General features: G+C 70.1%; 17 protein-coding genes and 1 pseudogene. 4 read left to right on the top strand and 14 right to left on the bottom strand.

What is annotated here, in order from left to right; translation table 11 throughout:
* Positions 1 to 60: 60 nt before the first annotated feature.
* A complete protein-coding gene (gene glmS, locus LXT12_RS08350; RefSeq protein WP_233391077.1) occupies positions 61 to 1,920 on the bottom strand; it encodes a glutamine--fructose-6-phosphate transaminase (isomerizing) in 1,860 nt (619 codons plus the stop codon).
* 133 nt (positions 1,921 to 2,053) lie between these two features.
* Between glmS and LXT12_RS08345 the strand changes: the two genes are divergently transcribed.
* The gene (locus LXT12_RS08345; RefSeq protein ID WP_233391076.1) at positions 2,054 to 2,533 is read left to right on the top strand and encodes an Lrp/AsnC family transcriptional regulator; all 480 of its coding nucleotides are present in this window, start codon (positions 2,054 to 2,056) and stop codon (positions 2,531 to 2,533) included.
* Positions 2,534 to 2,612: 79 nt separating this feature from the next.
* Positions 2,613 to 3,689 (top strand): NF038122 family metalloprotease, encoded by a 1,077-nt coding sequence (locus LXT12_RS08340; RefSeq protein ID WP_233391074.1) that lies wholly within the window; start codon positions 2,613 to 2,615, stop codon positions 3,687 to 3,689.
* Here the strand turns inward: LXT12_RS08340 and LXT12_RS08335 are convergent.
* The 6 genes from LXT12_RS08335 to LXT12_RS08310 all read right to left on the bottom strand — a co-directional run bounded on the left by LXT12_RS08335 (position 3,679) and on the right by LXT12_RS08310 (position 9,882).
* Positions 3,679 to 4,860, bottom strand: coding sequence for a class I SAM-dependent rRNA methyltransferase (locus LXT12_RS08335; RefSeq protein WP_233391072.1), 1,182 nt, complete (start codon positions 4,858 to 4,860; stop codon positions 3,679 to 3,681). The two genes, LXT12_RS08340 and LXT12_RS08335, sit on opposite strands and share 11 nt — an antisense overlap.
* A complete protein-coding gene (locus tag LXT12_RS08330) occupies positions 4,857 to 6,338 on the bottom strand; it encodes a hypothetical protein (RefSeq protein ID WP_233391070.1) in 1,482 nt (493 codons plus the stop codon). Before LXT12_RS08330 ends, LXT12_RS08335 begins: the two co-directional genes overlap by 4 nt.
* 113 nt (positions 6,339 to 6,451) lie before the next feature.
* On the bottom strand, positions 6,452 to 7,375 hold the full coding sequence (locus LXT12_RS08325; protein ID WP_233391067.1) for a tyrosine recombinase XerC: 924 nt from the start codon (positions 7,373 to 7,375) through the stop codon (positions 6,452 to 6,454).
* Positions 7,372 to 8,085 (bottom strand): DUF484 family protein, encoded by a 714-nt coding sequence (locus tag LXT12_RS08320; RefSeq protein ID WP_233391066.1) that lies wholly within the window; start codon positions 8,083 to 8,085, stop codon positions 7,372 to 7,374. The genes LXT12_RS08325 and LXT12_RS08320 overlap by 4 nt, the downstream gene beginning before the upstream one ends.
* Positions 8,082 to 8,921 (bottom strand): diaminopimelate epimerase, encoded by an 840-nt coding sequence (gene dapF / locus LXT12_RS08315; protein WP_233391064.1) that lies wholly within the window; start codon positions 8,919 to 8,921, stop codon positions 8,082 to 8,084. Before dapF ends, LXT12_RS08320 begins: the two co-directional genes overlap by 4 nt.
* A gap of 79 nt (positions 8,922 to 9,000) precedes the next feature.
* Complete coding sequence (locus LXT12_RS08310) at positions 9,001 to 9,882, bottom strand: lysophospholipid acyltransferase family protein (protein WP_233391063.1); 882 nt, start codon at positions 9,880 to 9,882, stop codon at positions 9,001 to 9,003.
* Positions 9,883 to 10,010: 128 nt separating this feature from the next.
* On the opposite strand from LXT12_RS08310, the gene metK reads away from it, so the two are divergent.
* Positions 10,011 to 11,192: a methionine adenosyltransferase gene (gene metK / locus LXT12_RS08305; protein WP_233391062.1), complete on the top strand. Its 1,182-nt coding sequence runs from the start codon at positions 10,011 to 10,013 to the stop codon at positions 11,190 to 11,192.
* Between the two features lie 393 nt (positions 11,193 to 11,585).
* On the top strand, positions 11,586 to 13,121 hold the full coding sequence (locus LXT12_RS26900; protein ID WP_304622758.1) for a methyl-accepting chemotaxis protein: 1,536 nt from the start codon (positions 11,586 to 11,588) through the stop codon (positions 13,119 to 13,121).
* A 496-nt stretch (positions 13,122 to 13,617) separates the two neighbouring features.
* Here LXT12_RS26900 and glcF (LXT12_RS08290) read toward each other — a convergent pair.
* The 7 genes and pseudogenes from glcF (LXT12_RS08290) to LXT12_RS08260 form a co-directional block, all read right to left on the bottom strand.
* Positions 13,618 to 13,815: pseudogene (gene glcF / locus LXT12_RS08290) on the bottom strand (glycolate oxidase subunit GlcF); the annotation flags it as partial.
* A gap of 32 nt (positions 13,816 to 13,847) precedes the next feature.
* Positions 13,848 to 15,563, bottom strand: a complete 1,716-nt coding sequence (locus LXT12_RS08285; protein ID WP_233391060.1) for a ricin-type beta-trefoil lectin domain protein — start codon at positions 15,561 to 15,563, stop codon at positions 13,848 to 13,850.
* Positions 15,564 to 15,629: 66 nt separating this feature from the next.
* Complete coding sequence (locus LXT12_RS08280; RefSeq protein ID WP_233391058.1) at positions 15,630 to 16,418, bottom strand: NPP1 family protein; 789 nt, start codon at positions 16,416 to 16,418, stop codon at positions 15,630 to 15,632.
* A 280-nt stretch (positions 16,419 to 16,698) separates the two neighbouring features.
* The gene (locus tag LXT12_RS08275; RefSeq protein ID WP_233391056.1) at positions 16,699 to 18,699 is read right to left on the bottom strand and encodes a phosphatase PAP2 family protein; all 2,001 of its coding nucleotides are present in this window, start codon (positions 18,697 to 18,699) and stop codon (positions 16,699 to 16,701) included.
* Between the two features lie 496 nt (positions 18,700 to 19,195).
* Positions 19,196 to 20,437 carry a glycolate oxidase subunit GlcF gene (gene glcF, locus LXT12_RS08270; protein WP_233391055.1) on the bottom strand — a complete coding sequence of 414 codons (1,242 nt, stop codon included), beginning with the start codon at positions 20,435 to 20,437 and terminating at the stop codon, positions 19,196 to 19,198.
* Positions 20,438 to 20,555: 118 nt separating this feature from the next.
* Complete coding sequence (gene glcE, locus LXT12_RS08265) at positions 20,556 to 21,626, bottom strand: glycolate oxidase subunit GlcE (RefSeq protein ID WP_233391053.1); 1,071 nt, start codon at positions 21,624 to 21,626, stop codon at positions 20,556 to 20,558.
* A complete protein-coding gene (locus tag LXT12_RS08260) occupies positions 21,623 to 23,101 on the bottom strand; it encodes an FAD-linked oxidase C-terminal domain-containing protein (protein ID WP_233391052.1) in 1,479 nt (492 codons plus the stop codon). Before LXT12_RS08260 ends, glcE begins: the two co-directional genes overlap by 4 nt.
* Between the last annotated feature and the right edge of the window lie 12 nt (positions 23,102 to 23,113).

Genomic DNA, 23,113 nt, shown 5'->3' with positions numbered 1-23,113 from the left:
GAGCGGAATGACTGCTTGGTGTTAAGCGGTGTGAGTTCGATCGACGGCGAGAGCGACCCCTCACTCCACCGTCACCGACTTCGCCAAATTACGCGGCTTGTCCACGTCCGTCCCCCGCGCGCAGGCGGTGTGGTAGGCCAGCAGCTGCAGCGGCACGACGTGCAGGATGGGTGACAGCACGCCGTAGTGCTCGGGCATGCGGATGACGTGCAGGCCGGTCTCGCTTTCGATGGCGGTGTCGCCGTCGGCGAACACGTAGAGCTGGCCGCCGCGGGCGCGGACTTCCTGCATGTTGCTCTTGAGCTTCTCCAGCAGGGCGTCGTTGGGGGCGACGGTCACCACGGGCATCTCGGCGGTGACGAGGGCCAGCGGGCCGTGCTTCAGCTCACCGGCCGGGTAGGCCTCGGCGTGGATGTAGCTGATCTCCTTGAGCTTGAGCGCACCCTCCAGGGCGATGGGGTAGTGCAGGCCGCGGCCGAGGAAGAGGGCATTCTCCTTGCGGGCGAACTCCTCGCTCCACGCGATGACCTGGGGCTCCAGCGCCAGCACGGCCTGCACGGCCACGGGCAGGTGGCGCAGGTCCTTGAGGTGGCGGGCCTCGTCGGCCTCGCTGAGGTGGCCGCGCGTCTGGGCGAGGGCCAGCGTCAGCAGGAAGAGGCCGACGAGCTGGGTCGTGAAGGCCTTGGTGGAGGCCACGCCGATCTCGGCACCGGCCCGCGTGATGTAGGCCAGGGCGCATTCCCGCACCATGGCGCTGGTGGCCACGTTGCAGATGGTGAGCGTGTGGTTCATGCCCTGGGCGCGGGCGTGCTTGAGGGCGGCGATGGTGTCGGCCGTCTCGCCGCTCTGGCTGATGGTGACGACCAGGGTGCGCGGGTTGGGCACGCTGTCGCGGTAGCGGTACTCGCTGGCGATCTCCACGCTGGTGGGGATCTTGGCGATGCTCTCCAGCCAGTACTTGGCCGTGGAGCCCGAGTAGTAGCTGGTGCCGCAGGCGAGGATGAGGACGCTGTCCACCTCCTTGAAGATGCGCCAGGCGCCGTCGCCGAAGAGCTCGGGGCTGATGCCGGTCACCGCATCCAGGGTGTTCGCGATGGCCACCGGCTGCTCGAAGATTTCCTTCTGCATGTAGTGGCGGTAGGGGCCCAGTTCGGCCGCGCCGCTGTGGGCGTGCACCGTCTTGACCTCGCGCTGCACGGTGCCATAACGGCCCGTCCGGGTGTCGAGCTGGCTGATCCAGTAGCGGCCCAGCTGCAGGTCGACGACGTCGCCCTCCTCCAGGTAGACGATCTGGTCGGTCACGCCGGCCAGGGCCATGGCGTCGGAGGCCACGAAGTTCTCCTCCTGGCCGACGCCCAGCACCAGTGGCGAGCCCTCGCGGGCCGCGACGACGCGGTGGGGCTCGTCGCGGCAGAACACGGCCACGGCATAGGCGCCCTTCAGGCGCGGCAGCGCCTGTTGCACGGCATCGAGCAGGTCGCCGCTGTAGTGCTGGTCGATGAGGTGGGCGATGACCTCGGTGTCGGTCTGGCTGACGAAGACGTAGCCGCGGGCCTTGAGTTCGGCGCGCAGCTCGTCGTGGTTCTCGATGATGCCGTTATGGACCAGGGCGATGCGGCCCGTGGCCGCCACGTCCGCCCCGGGCCCCGCCGAGAAATGCGGGTGGGCGTTGTGCACGGCCGGGGCGCCGTGGGTGGCCCAGCGGGTGTGGGCGATGCCGGTGCCGGCCTGGATGCCGTCCTGCTCGGCCTGGGCCTGCAGCTCGGCCACGCGCGAGGTGGAGCGGGCGCGGCGCAGGCCGCCGTCCTGGTGCACGGCCACGCCGCAGGAGTCGTAGCCGCGGTACTCCAGCCGCTTCAGGCCCTCGATGAGGATGGGGACGATGTTGCGCTGACTGACCGCGCCGACGATGCCGCACATGCAGGTTCTCCGTTCTGGGATGGGCGCATGCTAGGCAAGCCTGGTTGATGGATGCATGCAAAATTTCTCGATCGGCGAATGAAAATTTCCTCGAATCTCCTTAGAGAAATTTAGTTGCACAAAATTCCAATGCATGAATGAAATAGACGCCATCGATCTGCGCCTGCTGGATGCCCTGCAGGCCGACGCCTCCCTGAGCAACCAGGATCTCGCGGCCCGCGTGGCCGTCTCTCCGGCCACCTGCCTGCGGCGCGTGAAGCGCCTGGTGGACGCCGGCATCGTGGAGCGGCGCGTGGCCCTGCTCTCGCCCGACAAGCTCGGCGCCGGCCTGTCGGCCCTGCTGGAGATCACGCTGGACCGCCAGGGCGCCGAGCACCTGGACGCCTTCGAGGCCCGGGCCGTGCAGGAGGCGGCGGTGCAGCAGTGCTGGCGGGTGTCGCCGGGGCCGGATTTCGTCCTCGTCGTGCAGGTGGCGGACATGCCGGCCTACCACGCCTTCACGCAGCGCCTGCTCACGCAGGATGCCAACGTCCGCAACATCAAGGCCTTCTTCAGCGTGAAGCGGGCCAAGTTCGACACCCGCATCGCCTTGCCGCCCCCTAACTTGAAATGATGCGGCCACCCGCGTGGCGGCGACGGGCCGGGATGGCGCACCCAGAATGCCGCTCTCACGCCATGACCGGAGAGTCCGCATGCCCGCCCGCCGCCCACTTCGCCCCGCAGCCCTGCTGCTCGCGCTCGGCCTGACCGGCCTCGCGCCGGCCGCGCGCGCCCTGGACATCGTGCTGACCGACACCGGCAGCACCCCGATGAGCGCCCAGCAGTTCGCCGCCCTGCAGACCGCGGCGGGCTACTGGGAGAGCCGCATCGGCGACAAGGTGACCGTCTATCTGAGCGTGTCCTTCTCCGACCTCGGCGCCAACGTGCTGGCCTCCACCCGGTCCGACAAGGTCACCATCGACTACACCGACCTGCGCAGCCGCCTGGCCACGGACGCCAGCTCAGCCGTCGACGCCAGCGCCGTCGCCCACCTGCAGGCCGGCCCGGCGCTGAGCTTCGTCGCCACGCAGGGCGACCTGTCCACCCGGCTCGACAACGACGGCTCGGCCAACAACCGCCTGCTCTACCTGCACTCCGCCAATGCCAAGGCGCTGGGCCTGACGACGGTCAACGACGCCGGCACGCCGGACGCCCGCATCAGCTTCGCCAACGCCTTCGCGGGCAGCTTCGCCTACGACCGCGTCGACGGGCACATTCCTGCCGGCCAGACGGACTTCATCACCGTCGCCGAGCACGAGATGGGCCATGCCCTGGGCTTCTACTCGGGCGTGGACGACATCGACTTCTGCGTGGACCACGCCGCCCAGTGCGGCACCTCGACCGGGGCCGGCCGCTTCGAGGATGCGCCCTGGTATTTCCCGCTCGATCTCTTCCGCTACTCCGCGCCTGGCACGCTCAACGTCGCCGTGGGCGGCAACCCCCTGCCCTATTTCTCCGTGGACGGCGGGGCCACGGCCATCGAGTCGTTCTCGTCCGGCGCGGCCCATGGCAACGGCGCCCAGGCCAGCCACTTCGGCATCGGCTCGCCGACGCTGATGCAGCCCTACGTGGCCGACGGCGCCTCCTACGACGCCAGCCCCGCCGACCTGATGGCCCTGGACGCCATCGGCTGGAACCTCACCACGCCGGTGCCCGAGCCGCAGGCCTGGGCGCTGATGCTGGCGGGCCTGGCCGCCCTGGGCGCGCGGCGGCGCCGCCTCAGCGCTTGAGCAGGGCCAGGCCCTTGAGGTAGTCGCCCTCGGGGAAGCGCACCGTCTGCGGATGGTCGGCGGCGGCCGAGAGGCGGTCGACGATGTAGCCGTCCACGCCGGCATCCAGCCCCGCGCCCGCCACGATCTTGTGGAAGAGGTCGGGCGAGATGCCGCCCGAGCAGGAGAAGGTGTAGAGCAGGCCGCCGGCTTCGAGCAGTTGGAAGGCCAGGCGGTTGATGTCCTTGTAGGCGCGCGCGGCGCGCTCGGCATGGGCGGCCGTGGGCGCGAACTTGGGCGGGTCGAGCACGATGGCGTCGAAGCGCCGGCCTTCCTTCAGGCAGCGGCGCAGCGTGGCGTTGACGTCGGCGTCCCAGGCCTCGTGGCGGCTCGCGTCGAAGTCGTTCAGCGCGACGTGGGCGTTCGCACGCGCGAGCGCGGGGCCGGAGGAATCGACGCTGACCACGTGGCTCGCCCCACCCGCCAGCGCCGCCACCGAGAACCCACCCGTGTAGCTGAAGCAGTTCAGCACCGTCTGGCAGCCGTACTGGCGCACGGCGTCGGCAAAGCGGCGGCGGCTGTCGCGCTGGTCGAGGTAGTAGCCGGTCTTGTGGCCCTCGGCCACGTCCAGGGTCAGCCGCCAGTCGTGCTCGCGCAGGGTCAGCGCGGTCTCGCCGTCACCACGCAGCCAGCCGGTCTGCGGGGTCAGGCCTTCCCACTCGCGGGCCTGGGCGTCGGAGCGCTCGTAGAGGCGCGCAAGGCCCGTCGCGGCCAGCAGCGCATCGGCGATGACGGCCTTCCAGCGCTCGGCCCCGGCGCTGGCGAACTGCGCCACCAGCGTGTCGCCATAACGGTCCACCACCAGGCCGGGCAGGCCGTCGGCCTCGCCGTGCACGAGGCGCCAGCCATCGGAGGCGATGGCCAGCCGCGCCCGCATGGCGATGGCTTGGTCGATGCGGCGGCGGAAGAAGGCGGCGTCGATGCGCTCGGCCTCGTCGAAGCTCCAGGCGCGCAGGCGGATCTGCGACTTCGGGCTGAACGCCGCCCAGCACAGGAACTCGCCCTCGGCCGACTCCACGCGCACCGTCTCGCCGGCATCGGCGCCGCCGCGTGCGACCGAGCCTTCGAACACCCAGGGATGGCGCTTGAGGAGGGAGCGCTCCTTGCCCGGGCGCAGCCTGATCGTCTTCATCGCTGCAGCGTGCCGAAGGCGTAGCTCAGGGACAGATGTGTCAGCGGCGTGGACTGCTGGCGGTGGCGCAGCGTGCGGAACTCGCCCACGCCGGCGCGCAGCCTCAGCCGCTCGGCCAGTTGCCACTGCGCCCAGACCTCGGCCTGGGTCACTGCACCGCCACCCACGGCCACGCCGCCGCCGCCGGCCGCGCCCACCAGCCACTCGGCGCCCACGCGCATGCGGCCCCACGACGGGCTGAGCGGATCACTCTGCACGCCCGCACCGAAAAGGCCGAAGGAGTAGGCGCCCGCGCTGCCGGCCGCGGCACTGCCGGCCTGGGCCGTGCCGTACCAGCGCGGCGAGAACTCGCGCGACATGCTGACGGCCAGGTGGGTGACGGCCTCCTGGCGGCCGTCCTTGAAGCGCACGCGCGGCAGGTGCAGCACGCTGGCGCCGAGTTGCTGGGCGCGCACCGTGCCGCCGGGGTCGTCGGCGATCAGCGTGGGCGTGCGGTCCAGCGGCATGCTGAGGGCCGCGCGCACGAAGGTGCCGCCATAGGCGCCACTCGGGGCGTGGGTGTAGCCGGCATCCAGGCGCAGGCTGGGGCCCCAGGGCGTGATCCAGCGCAGCGTGGGCCCGGCGCGCAGCAGCCAGCCGTTGCCGGTGTCGAGGTTGCCGCCGCCGCCCAGGCCTGCACCCAGTTGGCCGCCCACGCGCAGGCGCGGCGTGCCGAACACCGCCCAGTCCTGGCCGATCTGGCCCAGCACCTCCATGTAGCCATCGGCCCCGCCCTTGGCGGCGCCCGAAGCCTCCACGCCCCACCAACTGCCCTCGGCGATGTACTGGCGCAGTTCGGCACCGGCCTTGCCGACCTTGGCCGTGCGCGGGTTGCCGCTGCGGTCGCGGGCGCTGGAGCGCGGCTTCTCGAAGCCGCCGGTCAGCGTGATCTCGTCGAAGCCCAGGCCGGTGCGCCGCCCGGCGCGGCCCGGCAGGCCGGCGTCGTCGGGCGAGAAACTGGCGAAGTCCATGGCCCGGCCGAGGGTGAAGGACAGGCCAGTGCCGCTCCTGACGTTGCCGCTCGGGAAGCGGATCTGCGAGATGCCGATGCCCGAGTACCAGCGGCCGACCTCGGTGCGCAGGGAGATCTCCGGGCGCAGCATCAGGCCGCCGCCGAAGCGCAGCTGCTGGCTCGACACGCCGCCGCCCGCACCGACGTAGAGGCTGGCCGCGAGGTGGGTGTTGCCCGTCAGGCGCCAGCGCCGCTGGCCGGTGAAGCCGACGGTGAAGATGCCGCCGTAGTTGCCCTTGGCGGCGCCGTAGACGCCCGGGCCGAAGCCCCAGTCGTCGTCATAGGCCATCAGGTAGCTGATCGACGCGAAGGCGGTGCGCCCGCCGTCGGGCATCTTCATCGAGGTCCAGTTGCTCTCGACGGCGGCGGGCCGGATGGTGTTGACGCGCGCGAACGGCGCTTCGTCGGGGAGGGCGCAGGCCAGCATCGGAGCGAGCGCCGAAAGCGCGGCGACAGATCGCGCAAACCCGGCCGAACCGGCTTTGCCGGGCGGCCTGGGTTGCCCCCTCGAGGGGGCGCGCGAAGCGCGTAGGGGGTGGGTCATTTCTTTGCGCGCGGGTGGGCCGCGTCGTAGATGCGAGCCAGGTGCTGATGGTCCAGCTGGGTGTACACCTGGGTGGTCGTGATGTGGGCGTGGCCGAGCAGCTCCTGCACCGCCCGCAGGTCGCCGCTGGACTGCAGCAGGTGCGAGGCGAAGCTGTGCCTGAGCATGTGCGGATGCACGTGGGCCGGCGTGCCGGCCGCCACGGCGCGGGCCGACAGCATGGCCCGCAGCGTGGAGCCGGCCACGCGGTGGCCGCGGGCACCGACGAAGAGGGCCGGCTCGCCCGGCGCGGCGAGCTCGCCGCGCACGGCCAGCCAGGCCTGCAGGGCCTCGGCCGCTGCCCGCCCGAGCGGCGTGCTGCGGCGCTTGCCGCCCTTGCCGAGCACGTGGACCTCCATCGACGGCAGGTCCACCCAGCCGGCGGCGCTGCCGCTGGCCTGGGCGTCCAGGCCGATCAGCTCGGCCGAGCGCAGGCCGGCGCCGTAGAGCAGCTCCACCATGGCGCGGTCGCGCGCCTCCAGCCGCGAGTCGGCGATGTCGTCGGGCACATGGCTGGCCAGTTGCACGGCGTCGTCCACGCCCAGGGCCTTGGGCAGGGGCTTGGGCGCCTTGGGCGCCTTCAGGCCGTCGAAGGGGTTGAGGGCGACGCGGCCCTGCAGCCCCAGCCAGCGGTAGGCGCTGCGCCAGACCGACAACAGCAGCGCGATGGACTTAGGGCCGAGGCCCTCGCGGTGGAGCTGGGCGGCGAAGCGCCGGGCCTGCGCGATGCCGAGGGCCCGCGGCTCGATGCCGCCGCCTGCCAGCAGGGTTTGCAGGCGCTCCAGGCCGTCTTCGTAGACCCGTAGCGTGCGCGGGCTCAGGCGCTGCTGCACGCGGGCGTGCTGCAGGTAGTCGCCAAAGTCAGCGCAGAGTCCATTCATCCGGCCAGCAGCCCCGCCAAGCCCGCGCTGGCGATCTCGCCGACGCGGGTGAGGAAGTCCGTACCCATCTCCGCGGTGTAGCGGGTCGGGTCGGGCGAGCCCAGCACGAGCAGGCCGAAGGGCTTGTCCTCCTGCACGCCCGGCTGGTGCAGCGGGATGAGGGCCAGCGAGGTGGCGATGCCGCCGCTTTCCGACAGGCCCAGCCAGCGCGCCGCCTCGAAGCCCGAATTGACCCCGCAGTAGGGCTGGCTCAGGCTGGAAGCGAAGCTCTTCACGTCGGCACTGACCGAAGCCGCGTACTCCGAGGCCTCGTGCTCGGGCGCCACGCCCCACAGGCGCAGGCTGGCCTGCGGGATCATGAACTGGTGGCGCAGCTCGGCCAGCAGCACGCCGGGCAGCTCGGCCGGCGTGCCGGCGGCGCGCATGACGGCCAGGGTCCAGCGGTGCAGGCGGTCGGCGATGGCGACGTTGTCCTGGCCGTTGCGGATCATGTCGACGATGCGCAGCTCCAGGCCCTTGATCTTGTCGCGCAGCATCTCGGCCTGGCGCTCCTGCAGCGACACGGCGCGCGCGCCGTGCGGGTGCTGCAGCTGCACCGAGGCCAGCAGGGCCGCGTGGCGCTCGAAGAAGCCGGGCGTGGCGGCCAGGTAGTTGGCGATGTCGGTTTCGGTGATGCCTTGCACCGCGTCGGCGGCCGGGTTGGAACTCACAGCGTGATCTCTCCGTCAAAAACTCGGGTGGCGGGGCCGGTCATGCGCACGGGGCTCGCGCCGCCGGCCCATTCGATGCGCAGCTGGCCGCCGCGGGTCTGCACCTCCACCGCCGCGTCCAGCCAGCCCAGGCGGATGCCCGCGACCACGGCCGCGCAGGCGCCGGTGCCGCAGGCCAGGGTCTCGCCGGCATCGCGCTCGAACACCCGCAGGGCGATGCGGTCGCGCGCCAGCACCTGCATGAAGCCGGCGTTCACGCGTCTCGGGAATCGCGCGTCGTGCTCGATCGCCGGGCCGAGGGTCGCCACGGGCGCCGTCTCGACGTCGTCCACGCGCTGCACCGCATGCGGGTTGCCCATGGACAGCACGGCCAGCTCCACGCCCTGCACGGGCCAGAGCTCGAAGCCGTTCACGTACCGCGGGGTCAGGCCGCTGGCGTCGAAGGGCAGGGCCGCGTGGTCGAACACCGGCGCGCCCATGTCCACGGTGACGCGTCCGTCGTCCTGCAGCTGCAGGCGCAGGCGGCGGTTCATGGTGTCGACGACGACCTCGCGCTTGTCCGTCAGCCCGGCGTCGACGACGTAGCGCACGAAGCAGCGCGAGCCGTTGCCGCAATGCTCGACCTCGGCACCGGTGTTGTTGAAGATGCGGTAGCGGAAGTCCGCGCCGGCATCGTTGCTGGGCTCGATGACCAGGATCTGGTCGCAGCCCACGCCGAAGCGCCGGTCGCCGAGGCGCCGCATCTGCTCGGGCGTCAGCGCGAAGGGCTGCCGCGTGGCATCGATGACGACGAAATCGTTGCCGGCACCCTGCATCTTGGTGAAGCGCAATCTCATGCCACGATTATCAGGGAGGGCCTGCAAGACCCCTCACGGTGGCGCCCCTCGGCATGGGGCCTGCGTCCGCCGGCTCGGCTCAGCCCGGCTCGCCGGCCGGCGGCGCCGCGCCAATGTCCAGGCCGCGCGGCCGCTTGTAGCGGTGGTAGCCCCACAGGTACTGGCCCGGTGCGCGGCGGATGAGGCCTTCCATCGCGGCGTTGATGGCCGTGGCGGCGGCTTCGGGCGTGGCGTCGGGGGCAATCTCGGGCGCGGGCAGCACGTGCACGACGTAGCCCCGCCCACCGCCCAGGCGCTCGCCCCAGATCAGCAGCGCCGCCGCGCCCGTCTGCTGCACCAGCCGGGCCGCCAGCGTCATGGTGTAGGCCGGGCGGCCGAAGAAGGGCGCCCAGACCCCCAGGCCATCGGGCGGCACCTGGTCGGGCAGCAGGCCGACGGCCTCGCCCCGGCGCAGCGCGCGGATCATCTGGCGCACCCCGGCCAGCGAGGCCGGCGCGGTGGCCAAGCCGGGCCGCTCGCGCGAGCCGGCCATGACGTCGCGCAGCGCGGCCTGGCGGGCCGGCCGGTAGAGCACCGTCAGGGGCGACTCGGGCGTCGTAAAGCGCTCGGCGATGGCCTGGGCGGTGATCTCGAAGCAGCCGAGGTGGGGCGTCAGCAGGACCAGGCCGCGCTTGCGGGCCAGGGCGGCCTCGATGAGTTCGGCGTTGCGCCACTGCACCGCGTCGCCGAAGGGCCGGTCCTTGTGCGCGACCCACAGCCAGGGCAGCTCCGCCGCCATGCGTCCGGCCGCGGCGATGGCCGGCCTCGCGGCGGCCCAGGGCAGGCCCGTCTGGGCCACATTGGCCTTGAAGCGGCGGCGGTAGCTGCCTGACGCCAGATAGACGATCCAGCCCAGGGCCGCGCCCAAAGCGTGCAAAAGCGCCAGAGGCAGCCAGGACAAACAGCGGAAAACCAGGCTCATGTTTTTTATACTGCGCGAATCGCCGAGTTATGGAACTACTTGCGGGGCGATCCACAAATCCCGCTAAAGCGTTCGCCGCATCTCCCGGAGCAACGGCAACGCCGACCAACATCAACCGGAGTTTAAAAGTGGCCAACGACTTCCTCTTCACGTCCGAATCGGTTTCCGAAGGACACCCCGACAAGGTGGCCGACCAGATCTCGGACGCCATCCTCGACGCCATCTTCGAGCAGGACCCGCGCAGCCGCGTGGCCGCCGAGACGCTGTGCAACACCGGCCTCGTGGTGCTGGCCGGCGAGATCACGACCAACGCCTACGTCGACTACATCCAGGTCGCGCGCGACACCATCAAGCGCATCGGCTACGACAACACCGAGTACGGCATCGACTACAAGGGCTGCGCGGTGCTCGTGGCCTACGACAAGCAGAGCAACGACATCGCCCAGGGCGTGGACCACGCCAGCGACGACCACCTCAACACCGGCGCCGGCGACCAGGGCCTGATGTTCGGCTACGCCTGCGACGAGACGCCCGAACTGATGCCCGCGCCCATCTACTACGCCCACCGCCTGGTGGAGCGCCAGGCCCAGCTGCGCAAGGACGGCCGCCTGCCCTTCCTGCGCCCTGACGCCAAGAGCCAGGTGACCATGCGCTACGTCGACGGCCGCCCGCACAGCATCGACACCGTGGTGCTGTCCACCCAGCACGCGCCCGAGTACTCGCTCGGCGACCGCATGACGGACGAGTTCTACGAGGCCATCCGCGAGGAGCTGATCAAGCCCGTGCTGCCCAAGGCCTGGCTGACGTCCGAGACCAAGTACCTCATCAACCCGACGGGTCGTTTCGTCATCGGCGGCCCGCAGGGCGACTGCGGCCTGACGGGGCGCAAGATCATCGTCGACACCTACGGCGGCGCCTGCCCCCACGGCGGCGGCGCCTTCTCCGGCAAGGACCCGTCCAAGGTCGACCGCAGCGCCGCCTATGCCGCCCGCTACGTGGCCAAGAACGTCGTCGCCGCGGGCCTGGCGCGCCAGTGCCAGATCCAGGTCGCCTACGCCATCGGCGTGGCCCGCCCGATGAACGTGACCGTCTACACCGAAGGCACGGGCGTCATCCCCGACGACAAGATCGCCGCCCTCGTGAACGAGCACTTCGACCTGCGCCCCAAGGGCATCATCCAGATGCTGGACCTGCTGCGCCCGATCTACTCCAAGACCGCCGCCTACGGCCACTTCGGCCGCGAGGAACCGGAGTTCACTTGGGAGAGGACCGACAAGGCGGCGGCGCTGCGCGCGGCCGCTGGGCTGTAAGCCCACCGCGAAGCGGCTTGGCGGTTCTCGAGCGACGCTCATGTCGCGCAGCGACGTGAGAGGAGACCAAAAGACCGACAAGGCCCAGGCGCTGCGTGCAGCGGCCGGGCTGTAGGCCCGGCGTTCGCGACAGCGAACCCTGGGACTTGGGGCGAAGCTCATGTCGCGCAGCGACGTGAGCGAAGACCATAAGGCGGCAGCGCTGCGCGCGGCCGCTGGGCTGTAAGCCCACCCCGCGAAAGCGCCGTTCGCCCTCACCGCCCTCCCCCGAACACCGCCCGCGAGGCGGTGTTTTTGTTCCTTCCTGTCCCCTCCCCTGACGGTTAGAGTCGACGCATCCGGCCATCCGTCGAAAGGCCATGGCCGGGCATACCACTGGAGGCGGAGATGAACATGCAGTCCTTGCGCATAGGCACACGGCTGGGCCTCGGATTCGGCCTCGTGCTGCTGCTGCTGGCCCTGGCCCTCGGGCTGAGCTACCGGCAGATCGGGTCGGTCGGTCCCCACATCGACCTGCTGGTGGAACTGCAGCACCGGCAGGACATGGCCCAGGACTGGCGCACGCAGACCCAGCTCAACGTGACGCGCACCGACGCCGTGGCCCGGGCCGGCGGCTCGGGGCCGGTGGCCGAGTTCTTCGCCCCGGTGATCAAGACGACGAGCGCCAAGATCTCGGAGCTGCAGGACGGCCTGGCCAAGCTCGAGGACACCGACCGCGGCAAGGCCCTGCTCGGCGAGATCGGCACCGCCCGCAAGACCTACATCGACATCCGCAACCAGGTCTTCGCCCAGCTCAAGGCCGGCGATGCGGCCACGGCCCTGCAGACGCTGGAAGGACGGATGCGGCCGGCCTCGGAAGCCTATGTCGCCACCATCAGCCGCATGGCCGACTACCAGGGCGAGCGCGTGCGAGACACGACCCGCCAGGTGATGGAAGAGGCGCGCCGCACGCAGATGCTGATGCTCTTCATCGCCCTGGCCTGCCTGAGCCTGGGCGTGGCCGCGGCGTGGCTGATCACCCGCTCGGTGGTCGGGCCCTTGCGCAGCGCCATCCAGGAGGCCGAGGCCGTCGGTCAGGGCGACCTCTCCCGCGAGATCCGCAGCGTCGGCAGCGACGAGACGGCCCAGCTCGCCCAGGCGCTGGCGCAGATGCAGCAGTCGCTGCGCCACGTGGTGGGGTCGGTGCGCGAGAACGCGAACGGCGTGGCGACGGCCAGCTCCGAGATCGCCATGGGCAGCAACGACCTGTCCTCGCGCACCGAGCAGCAGGCCAGCGCCCTGCAGCAGACGGCGGCGTCGATGGAGGAGCTGTCGGCCACCGTCAAGCTCAATGCCGACAACGCCGGCGCCGCCGACCAGCTCGCCCACGACGCCACCACCGTGGCCCGCCAGGGCGGCGAGGTGGTCGGCGAGGCGGTGCAGCGCATGCGCGGCATCGAGGAAAGCTCGCGGCGCATCGCCGACATCATCGGCACCATCGACGCCATCGCCTTCCAGACCAACATCCTCGCGCTCAACGCAGCCGTCGAGGCGGCGCGGGCCGGCGAGCAGGGCCGCGGCTTCGCCGTCGTGGCCGGCGAGGTGCGCATGCTGGCCCAGCGCAGCGCCGAGGCGGCGCGCGAGATCAAGAGCCTGATCGGCGACAGCGTCGAGCGCGTGGAGCAGGGCTCGGCCCTGGTGAACCGTGCCGGCGAGACCATGGCCCAGGTGGTGGAGGCCATCGGCCGCGTGGCCGGGATCGTCCGCGAGATCAGCTCGGCCAGCCGCGAACAGAGCACCGGCGTGAGCCAGGTCGGCCAGGCCATCACCCAGATGGACCAGGCCACGCAGCAGAACGCCGCGCTGGTGGAGGAAAGCGCCGCCGCGGCGGAGAGCCTCAAGCAGCAGGCGGACGAGCTGGTGAAGCTGGTGTCGACGTTCAGGGTTTAGGCCAACGGCAGACGCAGTTAGAAGCGGCGGCAGCTTGCGGCCAGGAGCAGTCGGCTGCGAGCGTCTGCTGACGCTTCCTGCGTGCAGCCGCATGGCAGTGGGACGCAGGGGAGCGCAATTGCTACGTGTCCCCCGGGCCGCTGCGCGTCCCTCCTCCTTTACCTTCGCAATTGCGCTCCCCCGCATCCCACTGCGGCACTGTTGGGTTTCCTCGACGAATAGGCCGGGCGTTGCGCAAGCGGGCAGTGGGGTGGGCCTGATGCGCAAGTAAAGGAGGAGGGCCGCGTAGCGGACCGGGGGACATGGAGCATCAGGCCCGCCCCGCTGCCCGCGCCCATCCCGACGGAAAGTCCGCTTCGGGTGGCATAGAGCCCGCAGCGCACGACCTGCGCCAACGTCGGGTGTTTCCAGCGTCGAACTTGGTGGAGGCGAATGTCCCAGATGGGTCGGCACCCGCCTCTCGCCGCCCCCTCACCTCACCGGCGCCCCGGCCGGCCTACCCGCCCACGCCCCTCAACGCATCGTCCAGCACCTCCACCCAATGCCGCACCGGCGTGGCCGTGCCGCTTTGCAGGTGCTGGATGCAGCCGATGTTGGCCGGCGCGATCTGCGCCACCGGCTTGCGGTCATGCAGCTCCTTCGGGAGTTCCGGCTGCAGCAGGGACTCGGTGTCAACCGAGCCGCGGCAGAGGTGTCATGTCGACGATGCTCCGCCTTAGGGCGGGCCTAAGGCCGCATCGCCCATCGCTGGTTGGCGCCGTTCCAGTCTTGATAGGTGATGACGTTGCCCGTGGCGGCCACGCCGTCCACCACCTGAACCGGGTTGTTGCGCACGGCCAAGCGGCCGGTAGCGGTGTCAAAGGTGTAGCGCTGGTTGCTGTTGCCGTTGCACGTCCACAGCATGATGTTGGCGCCGCTGTCGTAGCTGCCCGAGTTGTCCAGGCAGTAGTGCGGGTCCAGCATGCTGCGCACCAGGCCAGTCGTGGCGTCGTAACTCCACTGCTGGTTCTGCCCGCCATTGCAGGTCCACTGCAGCACGTTGCTGCCGTCGGCGGCGTTGGCGCGGTCCACATCCATGCAGAGGCCCGACTGCTTGTTGACGAAGCGCATCGGCGTCACCGCGGCGCCATTGTTGGGAAGGGCCGGCGCGTAGACCATGCCCAGCTTGTCCACGCCATCACCCGAGCGGCCGTGGAAGCCGACGATGGCCCAGCCGGCCGGCGCGGTGTAGGTGGTGCAGGTGGCGGTAGGGGTGCCGCCTGAAAGGCTGCGGTTCCAGTTGGTGCTGAAGCTGATCGAGAACAGCCGAGTGTGGCCGTTGTAGCTGTCAGTACACATGCTGGCGCGGGTGAGGACCTCGCCATTGCCGAGCGTCAGCACCTGCTCGTTGCCACCGCCGCCGCCGTGACCAAACGGATAGCCGTTGGCCAGGACGGTTTCGACCCTGTCCACGCGGGCTCCGGCGCGGATCTTCAACTGGCGCACGGCCGGGCTGGCGGGCAGCAGGCTGGCGTCGTCGAAGCTGGTGCCGTGCGGGCCACCGAAGGTGTCGCTCAGGCGCCGGTCGCTGGCCAGGGTGTAGCTCCAATTCACGGCGACGGGACGGTGGTCGGACAGCTCAACACCGCCCGCATCCTTGGCGTCGACCTGCACGTTGTACCCGGTGGCGTTGAGCGTCACATGGGCGCCATTGCGGTAGACGATCTTGTCGACGATTTCGCAGTTGGGGCTGGTGACGGCCGGTTCACACACCATGGCTGCCGCGCCCACGGCGGGCACGCTGCCGTTGCGGACGTTCTTCACCCAAGCGTCGGTAAAGCCATGGCGCAGAAACTCCCACATGTTGTCGCCGTCGCGGGTGTAGCGGGTGTTGGTGTCGCCCATCACGACGACGGCATTGCCGGCCGATTCCGCTTCGATGTAGGCCAGCAGTTGCTGGATGTCCGCGCGGCGGGCAGTCAGGTCGGCGCTGGCGGTCTGCGCTTGGGTGTGCAGGTTGTAGACATCCACGTAGACACCCTCGGCCAGCCGGGTGCGGGCCAGGGTGAAACCTTTGGGCGTGAGGCAGTCCACGCCATTGCAGTGGCTCCAGCTCACACGGTCCCAGTCGTCGTACCGGTAGCGGCTGAGGGTGTTGAGGCCGCTGCCCACCGCTGCGCCACCGCTGGTGGGCGAGCGGTAGGGATGGTTGTCGCAGCTGTCGTACAGCTCGGCGTGGTAGTTGAAGTCCTCCTGGACGTTGACGATGTCGAAGTTCTTCACGTAGCAGCTGATCAGCCGGGTGGCGGCCGCGCGGTCGCCGGCGGCGCTGGAAAGCACCTGTGGCAGGCCGGCCACGTTGTAGGTCAGGGTGGTAAAGCTTCCATCCGCCGCGTGGGCGCCGACACACGAGAGCCAGGCCAGGGCAGCGGCACCCAGACGCGGCAAAGCACGGGAATTCATGTTCATGAAAGTCCTGGAGAGTGACTGGAAAGAAAAGCGGCGGTGGCCGCCGCTTGTGCGTGCCGCTCAGGGCGCGGCGTCCATGCTGGACGCGGTAAAGGCCGGATAGCCCGGCGGCAGGAAGCTGTTGATGTTGTTGAGGAACCTGCCGTCGGTCACCGGCAGGTTGGCCGACCCGTAGTCAAAGCCGTTGAGCAGACTCCTCATGGTGGCGTTGCTCACACCATCGCCCCAAAGGGTCGTCCAGCTAACCAGGGCAGGCAGCACCCAACTGCCATAGGGGTTTTCGGCGGCGTACTCCGTGGCCCCGGCAAAGCGCATGGCATGGGTCAGAGCACCGTCCTTGTGGTAGACGAACTTGGGGTGGCCGTTGAGCGTGGCCAGCGTGCCGATGGCCGCGTTGGTGAGCTTGCCGTGGGCGCTGTAGCCCGCATGGGTGATCACACCATTGGTCGTCCACACCGCCGCGTGTTCCCAGTCGTGCCTGTGGCCGCCACCAAACGGCGTCGCCTGGTCCTTCAGGAAGTACAGCGCATAGAAATGGACGCAGTACGACGCGCCGCCGCTGCGCATGCAGGCATGGCGGTGCACGGTGTTGGAGTAATCCAGAAAGTTTGTGCGCCGGCAGCCGCCGATGATGCTGCCCGAAGGATTGAGACCGCCGTTTTGGGCGCCACTGCGGCTGATGCCGGCACTGGGCAGGCAGCCGTCCGTGTCGAAGTCAAAGACCGGATAGGTCGTAGCGATGGACACCACACTGGGCCAGGCGGCGCTGAGTGCGGGGAAATCAGAAGCCTGGGCAGGCAGTGCGCCGGCGGCCAAGGCTGCCAGCGAAAGTCGCAAGGTGAAGTGCATGGGAGGGGTTCCGAAACGAAAAATGGGGGCCGGGGACTTCTGATGGCCCTCGCCACCGCACACCGCTCCAATGCGGCACGCCAGCTAAGTGACCGACAAGAGGGCCCCCGGCCCGTGCTCAGAGGTTGAGAGGTTTTCGGCCGTACCCGAAAGGCGCGTCAAAACGCTGCCGATCTAGGCGCAAAGCACAGCCATAGCTCGGGCTATGGCGAGCATTTGCAACGACGAGCGGCGGCGTTTTGGCCTGCAAGGCGGGCATGGGTGAAAGCCTCTCAAGCTCTCAGGCGTCGATGCGCAACTGCAGGCCCTTGGCACCGTAAACGGGCGTGACCCTGTAGCCGTCCACCGTGATGGACTTGAAGCTGCCATGCAGGCCGGCGGCGCTGATGACGGTCAGCATGTCGCCCGCGGCCGGCTTGTAGCCAGAGGGGAAGCTGATGACCAGGCTGCCGCCATCCAGCGTGACGGTGCCGCTGACGTTGAGCTGCCCGGCCGTGCCGCTGCCCAGCGTGAGGGCCAGCGTGCTGCCGTCGCGCTGGGTGTAGCCGCCACTGATCGTCAAGGCCGTGGGACTCTTGCAGGCCAGGCTGCCTCCGCCCAGGTAGACATCGCCCTTTCCGAGGGCGTTGGCGGAGTTGGCCTGCAGCGTGCCCGCGACGATTTCGGTGCCACCGGTGTAGCTGTTGTTGCCGGTCAGGGCCAGCGCGCCGCTGCCCTTCTTGGTCAGCTTGCCGGCACCGCCGATGTCGTTGCGCCAGGCATCGGCCGCATTGAATCCGCCCAGGCTGGCGTCCATGGTGACCACCACGTCGCCATTGAACGCACCGTAGCCGTCGGCGGCGCCGAACAGGTTCAGGCGCCCCCAGCCCTCGGCGTCGTCCATGGCAGGGTAGCCCGACGGCAGGGCCGTCGTCTTGAGCACCACGCGACGCTGCCCGGCATCCAGGTAAGGCAGGCGCGTTTCCAGCAGCACTTCGGCCCCCTTGGGCACCACGGCAGGCTTGGCGGCGTCAGCGATCTGGCTGAAGCCATAGGTCAGGCGCTTGAGGTAGTTGGCCTTGTTGGTGGCGTGGTCTGCGAAGCGGTCGTTCGCCGGCGTGGCCGCGTGGGCATACGCATTGAAGGCGACCAGATCGGTCGTCCCGGCCGCCGCCATCAGGGCTTTGTGGGCCTGGTCATAGGCAGCCTTGCGTTGCTCGGGCGTGAGGGCTGCGAGGTTGGCTGCCGCCACCGCCTGGGCCTGAATGCGGCCACCGATCACGTCCAGCGGCGAATGCATGCCGGCGAGGATGCGGTTCTCACCGAGTTCGAGACCGCGCGCCACCAGTTCCTGGAAGCGCTCAGGCATCACGTAAGCCATGGCCAGCACGTCGCGGGTGGCTTCGGCCGCATGGCCGCTCAGGAAGCCGCCGTCGGTGGCGGGTGAGTTGCTCTTCACCGGCACCAGCGCGGGCAGCACGCTGACGCTGCCGCTCCAGGTGCCGGCCACGCTCGGGCTGTTGACGCTGTCGGTCCAGCGATAGGGACGGGCGTACTTGAAGTAGCGCTTGGCCGGCTCGGTCGAGCCGTTGGCGCCGATGGTGCTGTTCAGCAAGTCCACGACCAGGCCGAAACCGGGGTTGGCGGCACCCCCAACACCAACGTTGTTGCCCTTGTCGTCGTACTTGACCGTGGTGGCATCTGCGGGAATGCCGGAGATGGTCGTGGTCTGTTGGGCCGCAGTGCGCCAGGCCGCGGTCAGCGGCCCCAGGCCGTCCGTGACGCTGTAGCCCTTGCCACGGCGGTCATCCTCGTAGGCTGCGATTTCCTGGGCCGCCGTGCGCGCCTTGGTCGCATCGATCACGTACTGGATGTTGGCCTTGTGCACGGCCGCGTTCTTTACCGTGCCATCAGTCGCGGAGCCGGGGATGCCGGTCCAGGCAGAGGCCGCCACCGCCGGGAAGCTGCCATTCGCCGGCGCAGTCTGGCCGGCGTCAACCAGGGCTTCCGTCGACCCGGCAGGCAGGGTGGGGGTCCAGATGTCGAGGAAACCTGCCACCACGCGCACGCCTGCATTGGTGGCCCGCGTGGCGTAGCGGGCGTCGCCGCGCTGGTTGGTGGCCACGTTGTCGACAAAAGGCGGCGTTGCCGCCTCGTCGGCAACTGGCGCGCTGTCGGTGGTGCCCAGGCCTTGTGGCGCGCTGGGGATGGTGTAGCTGTCGTTGCCGCCGCCGCAGGCGGTCAAACACAAAGCCGCAAGGCCAGTCAGCAGAAAGGGGCGGCGAAACATGCGTGATGTCATGAAGCAGAAATACACGGGGTTGCAGAACCGTCGACCGCGTTGCGCGCGGGGCGACTCCAGGGCCGTGCAATCTAGTTTCGAAAGAAGTCATACTTATTAACAAGGCGCATGACTTCCACCTCAACGCGCTGGAGGCCTCGAGCAACGCTCAAGATCCACACGCAACCTCAGCAGGCCGCCGTCGGCCTAGGGCCTGTTCACACTACGGCAGGGGTCGCGTTGCGACCAAAAGGCCCGCGAGCAAGGCGCGAAACGAAGCTTGGGTAGGCCCCAAGCGAGGCTTCGCAACGCCGCGCGCGGGCCTTTTGGTCACAACCCGAAGGGAAGGCCATCCCCCAGGGGCCACTCGGCGTTGCACCGCTTGCCCGCATATCAATGCGGGCGGCGCGCTGCGCCTTGATTGGCCCCTGGGGGATGGCCTTCGCGACCCCTGCCGTAGTGTGAACAGGCCCTAGTTTTGAGAACGAGCGGCCAGACAGCCGAGCTTCTCAAGCTTTCAGACGCCCCTCAACGCATCGTCCAGCACCTCCACCCAATGCCGCACCGGCGTGGCCGTGCCGCTTTGCAGGTGCTGGATGCAGCCGATGTTGGCCGAGACGATCTGCTCGGCCTGCAGCGGGGCGAGCGCGGCCAGCTTGCGGTCGCGCAGCGTCTTGGACAGTTCGGGCTGTAGGACCGAGTAGGTGCCCGCCGAGCCGCAGCACAGGTAGCTTTCGGTGGGCGCGCAGCCGATGCGAAAGCCCAGCTCGCGCAGGCCCGCCTCGACGCCGCCGCGCAGCTTCTGGCCGTGCTGCAGCGTGCAGGGCGGGTGGTAGGCCAGCGCGCCCGGCCTGGCCTTGAGCCGGGCCTTGAGGGCCGGCACCAGCTCGGGCAGCAGTTCGCTGAGGTCGCGCGTGACCTCGCCGATGCGCCGGGCCTTGTCAGCGTAGGCGGGGTCGTGGGCCAGGGCGTGGGCGTAGTCCTTGACCATGACGCCGCAGCCCGAGGCGTTCATCACCAGCGCCTCGACGCGCTCGCCCGGGCCGGCGACGAGGGGCCACCAGGCGTCGATGTTGCGGCGCATCTCGTCGAGCGCGGCCTCGTGGTCGCCAAGATGCTCGCGGATGGCGCCGCAGCAGCCGGCGCCGTCGGCCACCACGGTCTGGATGCCGGCGGCGTCGAGCACGCGGGCCGTGGCGCTGTTGATGTTGGGTGCCATGGCCGGCTGCACGCAGCCCAGCAGCAGGCCGACCTTGCGGTTGAGCTGGCGCGTCGGCCAGTCGTGGGCGGTGGCGGGTGGCCGCGGCGGCACCTTGTCCTTGAGCGAGGCGGGCACCAGAGGCCGGAACAGCTGGCCCAGCTTCATCGCCGGCTTGAAGAGGGGTGAGGTGAGGCCATCCTTGAGCAGCCAGCGCACCCGCCGTTCGCCGCCAGGGCGCTCGACCTTGGCATCGACGACGCGCCGGCCGATGTCCACCAGCCGGCCGTACTCCACGCCCGAGGGGCAGGTGCTCTCGCAGTTGCGGCAGGTCAGGCAGCGGTCGAGGTGGAGCTGGGTCTCGCGCGTGGGCGCCTCGCCCTCGAGCACCTGCTTGATCAGGTAGATGCGCCCGCGCGGGCCGTCGAGCTCGTCGCCGAGGAGCTGGTAGGTCGGGCAGGTGGCGGTGCAGAAGCCGCAGTGCACGCAGCGCCGCAGGATGGCCTCGGCCTCGGTGCCGTCGGGCGTGCCGGCGAATTCGGGGGCTAGCGTGGTTTGCATGTCAGCGCGCGTTCGGCACGAGAACAAAGCCACAGAGGCACAGAGACACAGAGAGGACGGTCAACTGGCTACCTCTGTGTCTCTGTGCCTCTGTGGCTGTGTTGATGGGCATGAAAAGTCAAAGCTCAGGATAAAGGCGACCCGGATTGAAGACGCCATGCGGGTCGAACGACGCCTTGAGTCGCTTGTGGATGGCCGCCAGCGGCGGGCTCAGCGGGGCGAACACGCCGCAGCCCTTGTCGAGGGCGCGGAACAGCGTCGCGTGGCCGCCGGCCGAGGCCGCGGCCTCGCGCACGGCCGCCGGCGGCAACGGCGTGACGACCCAGCGCTGGGCGCCGCCCCATTCGATGAGCTGCTCGCCATGCAGCTTGAGTTCCGGCGTGGTGCTGGGCAGGCTGAGCCGCCACAGCCGGGCGCCGCCGGCCACGGCGCGCTCGGCGCCGACGAAGAACTCGTCGGACTGGTCGCGCAGGCCCGTCCAGAAGGGGGCGGCCATCTCGGCGGGGATGAGGTCGCCGCCGAGCTTGCGCGCCGCCGCGCCGACCGCCGCCTCGGCGCCGGCCAGGCGCAGCAGCAGGGCGCCGTCCCACCAGGCGCTGGCCTCGATGGGCAGGGGCTCCCCGCCCCAGCGGTTGAGGGCCATCAGCGCCGCGGCCTGGTCAAACTCGAAGCGCAGCGTGGCCGTCGCCGCGGGCAGGGGCAGCACCTTGAGCGTGACCTCGGTGATCAGGCCGAGCTGGCCCAATGAGCCGGCCAGCGCGCGGCTGACGTCGAAGCCGGCCACGTTCTTCATGACCGTGCCGCCGAAGCTCAGCAGCTCGCCCTTGCCGTTGACGAGGACGGCGCCGAGCAGGTGGTCGCGCACGGAGCCCAGGGCGGCGCGGCTGGGGCCGGACAGGCCCGCGGCGACCATGCCGCCCACGGTGCCGCGTCCGCCGAAGCGCGGCGGCTCGAAGGCGAAGCGCTGGCGGTGCTGCGCGAGCAGGGCCTCCACCTCGGCCAGCGGCGTGCCGGCCAGGGCGCTGACGAAGAGCTCGCTCGGCTCATAGGCCGTCACGCCGTGGAGCGACTGCGTCGACAGCGGCTCGCCCTGCAGGGCCTCGCCGTAGAAGTCCTTGCTGCCGTGGCCGGTGATGCGCAGCGGCGCGCGGGCGTCGCGGATGAAGGATTGCAGCTCGGCCAGCTTCAAAACCGCTCCAGCTCGGGAAAGGCCAGCAGCCCGCGCTTGACGTGCATGCGGCCGTACTCGGCGCAGCGGTGCAGGGTCGGGATCTGCTTGCCGGGGTTGAGGGTGCCGGCGGGGTCGAAGGCGGCCTTGAGGGCCAGCATCTGCCCGCGTTCCTCGGGGCTGAACTGCACGCACATGGAGTTGAGCTTCTCGACGCCCACGCCGTGCTCGCCGGTCACCGTGCCACCCAGGGCCACGCTGCGCTCCAGGATCTCGGCGCCGAAGAGTTCGCAGCGGTGCAGCTGGTCGGGGTCGTTGGCGTCGAAGAGGATGAGGGGATGCAGGTTGCCGTCGCCGGCATGGAAGACGTTGGCGCAGCGCAGGCCGTACTTGCGCTCCATCTGCTGGATGTCGAGCAGGATGGTGGCCAGGTGCTTGCGCGGGATGGTGGAGTCCATGCACATGTAGTCGGGGCTGATGCGACCCGACGCCGGGAAGGCGTTCTTGCGCCCGCTCCAGAACCGCAGGCGCTGGGCTTCGTCCTCGCTGACCTGGCAGCGCGTGGCGCCGCTGGCCTGCAGCACCGCCTCCATCTTGGCGATCTCCTCGGCCACCTCCTCGGGCGTGCCGTCGCTCTCGCACAGCAGGATGGCCTCGGCGGACAGGTCGTAGCCGGCGTGGACGAAGTCCTCGACCGCGGCCGTCATGGGCTTGTCCATCATCTCCAGGCCCGCCGGGATGATGCCGGCGGCGATGAGGGCGGCCACCGCGTCGCCGGCCTTGCGCACGTCGTCGAAGCTGGCCATCAGGCAGCGCGCGAGCTGGGGCTTGGGCACCAGCTTGACGGTGACCTCCGTCACCACGGCCAGCATGCCCTCGCTGCCGATGACCAGGGCCAGCAGGTCCAGGCCCGGCGCGTCCAGGGCCTCGCTGCCGAACTCCACCGGCTCGCCCTCGACGGTGAAGCCGCGCACGCGCAGCACGTTGTGCAGGGTCAGGCCGTATTTCAGGCAGTGCACGCCGCCGCTGTTCTCGGCGACGTTGCCGCCGATGGTGCAGGCGATCTGGCTGCTGGGGTCGGGCGCGTAGTACAGGCCGTGGGCGGCGGCGGCCTCGCTGATGGCGAGGTTGCGCACGCCGCATTGCACGCGGGCCGTGCGGGCCAGGGGGTCGATGGCGAGGATGCGATTGAACCTGGCCAGGGCCAGGGTGAGGCCGGCCTCGTGGGGCAGTGCGCCGCCGCTCAGGCCCGTGCCGGCGCCGCGTGCCACCACCGGCACGCCCAGGGCATGGCAGGCCTTGAGCACGGCAGCGACCTGGCCTTCAGTCTCGGGCAGGGCCACGGCCAGCGGGCGCTGGCGGTAGGCCGTCAGGCCGTCGCACTCGTAGGGCGCGGTCTGCTCGCCGCGATGGAGGAGGGCTTCGGGCGGCAGCAACGGCGTCAGCGCGGCGACGACGGCGGCGCGGCGGGCGGCAAGATCGAGCGGAGCGTTCATGGCGGGGCGACT

It is taken from the genome of Pelomonas caseinilytica (assembly GCF_021353235.1).
Taxonomy (GTDB): domain Bacteria; phylum Pseudomonadota; class Gammaproteobacteria; order Burkholderiales; family Burkholderiaceae_C; genus Pelomonas; species Pelomonas caseinilytica.
The sequence above is the reverse complement of the archived record's forward strand: the minus strand, read 5'-3'. Positions and strand labels throughout refer to the sequence as shown.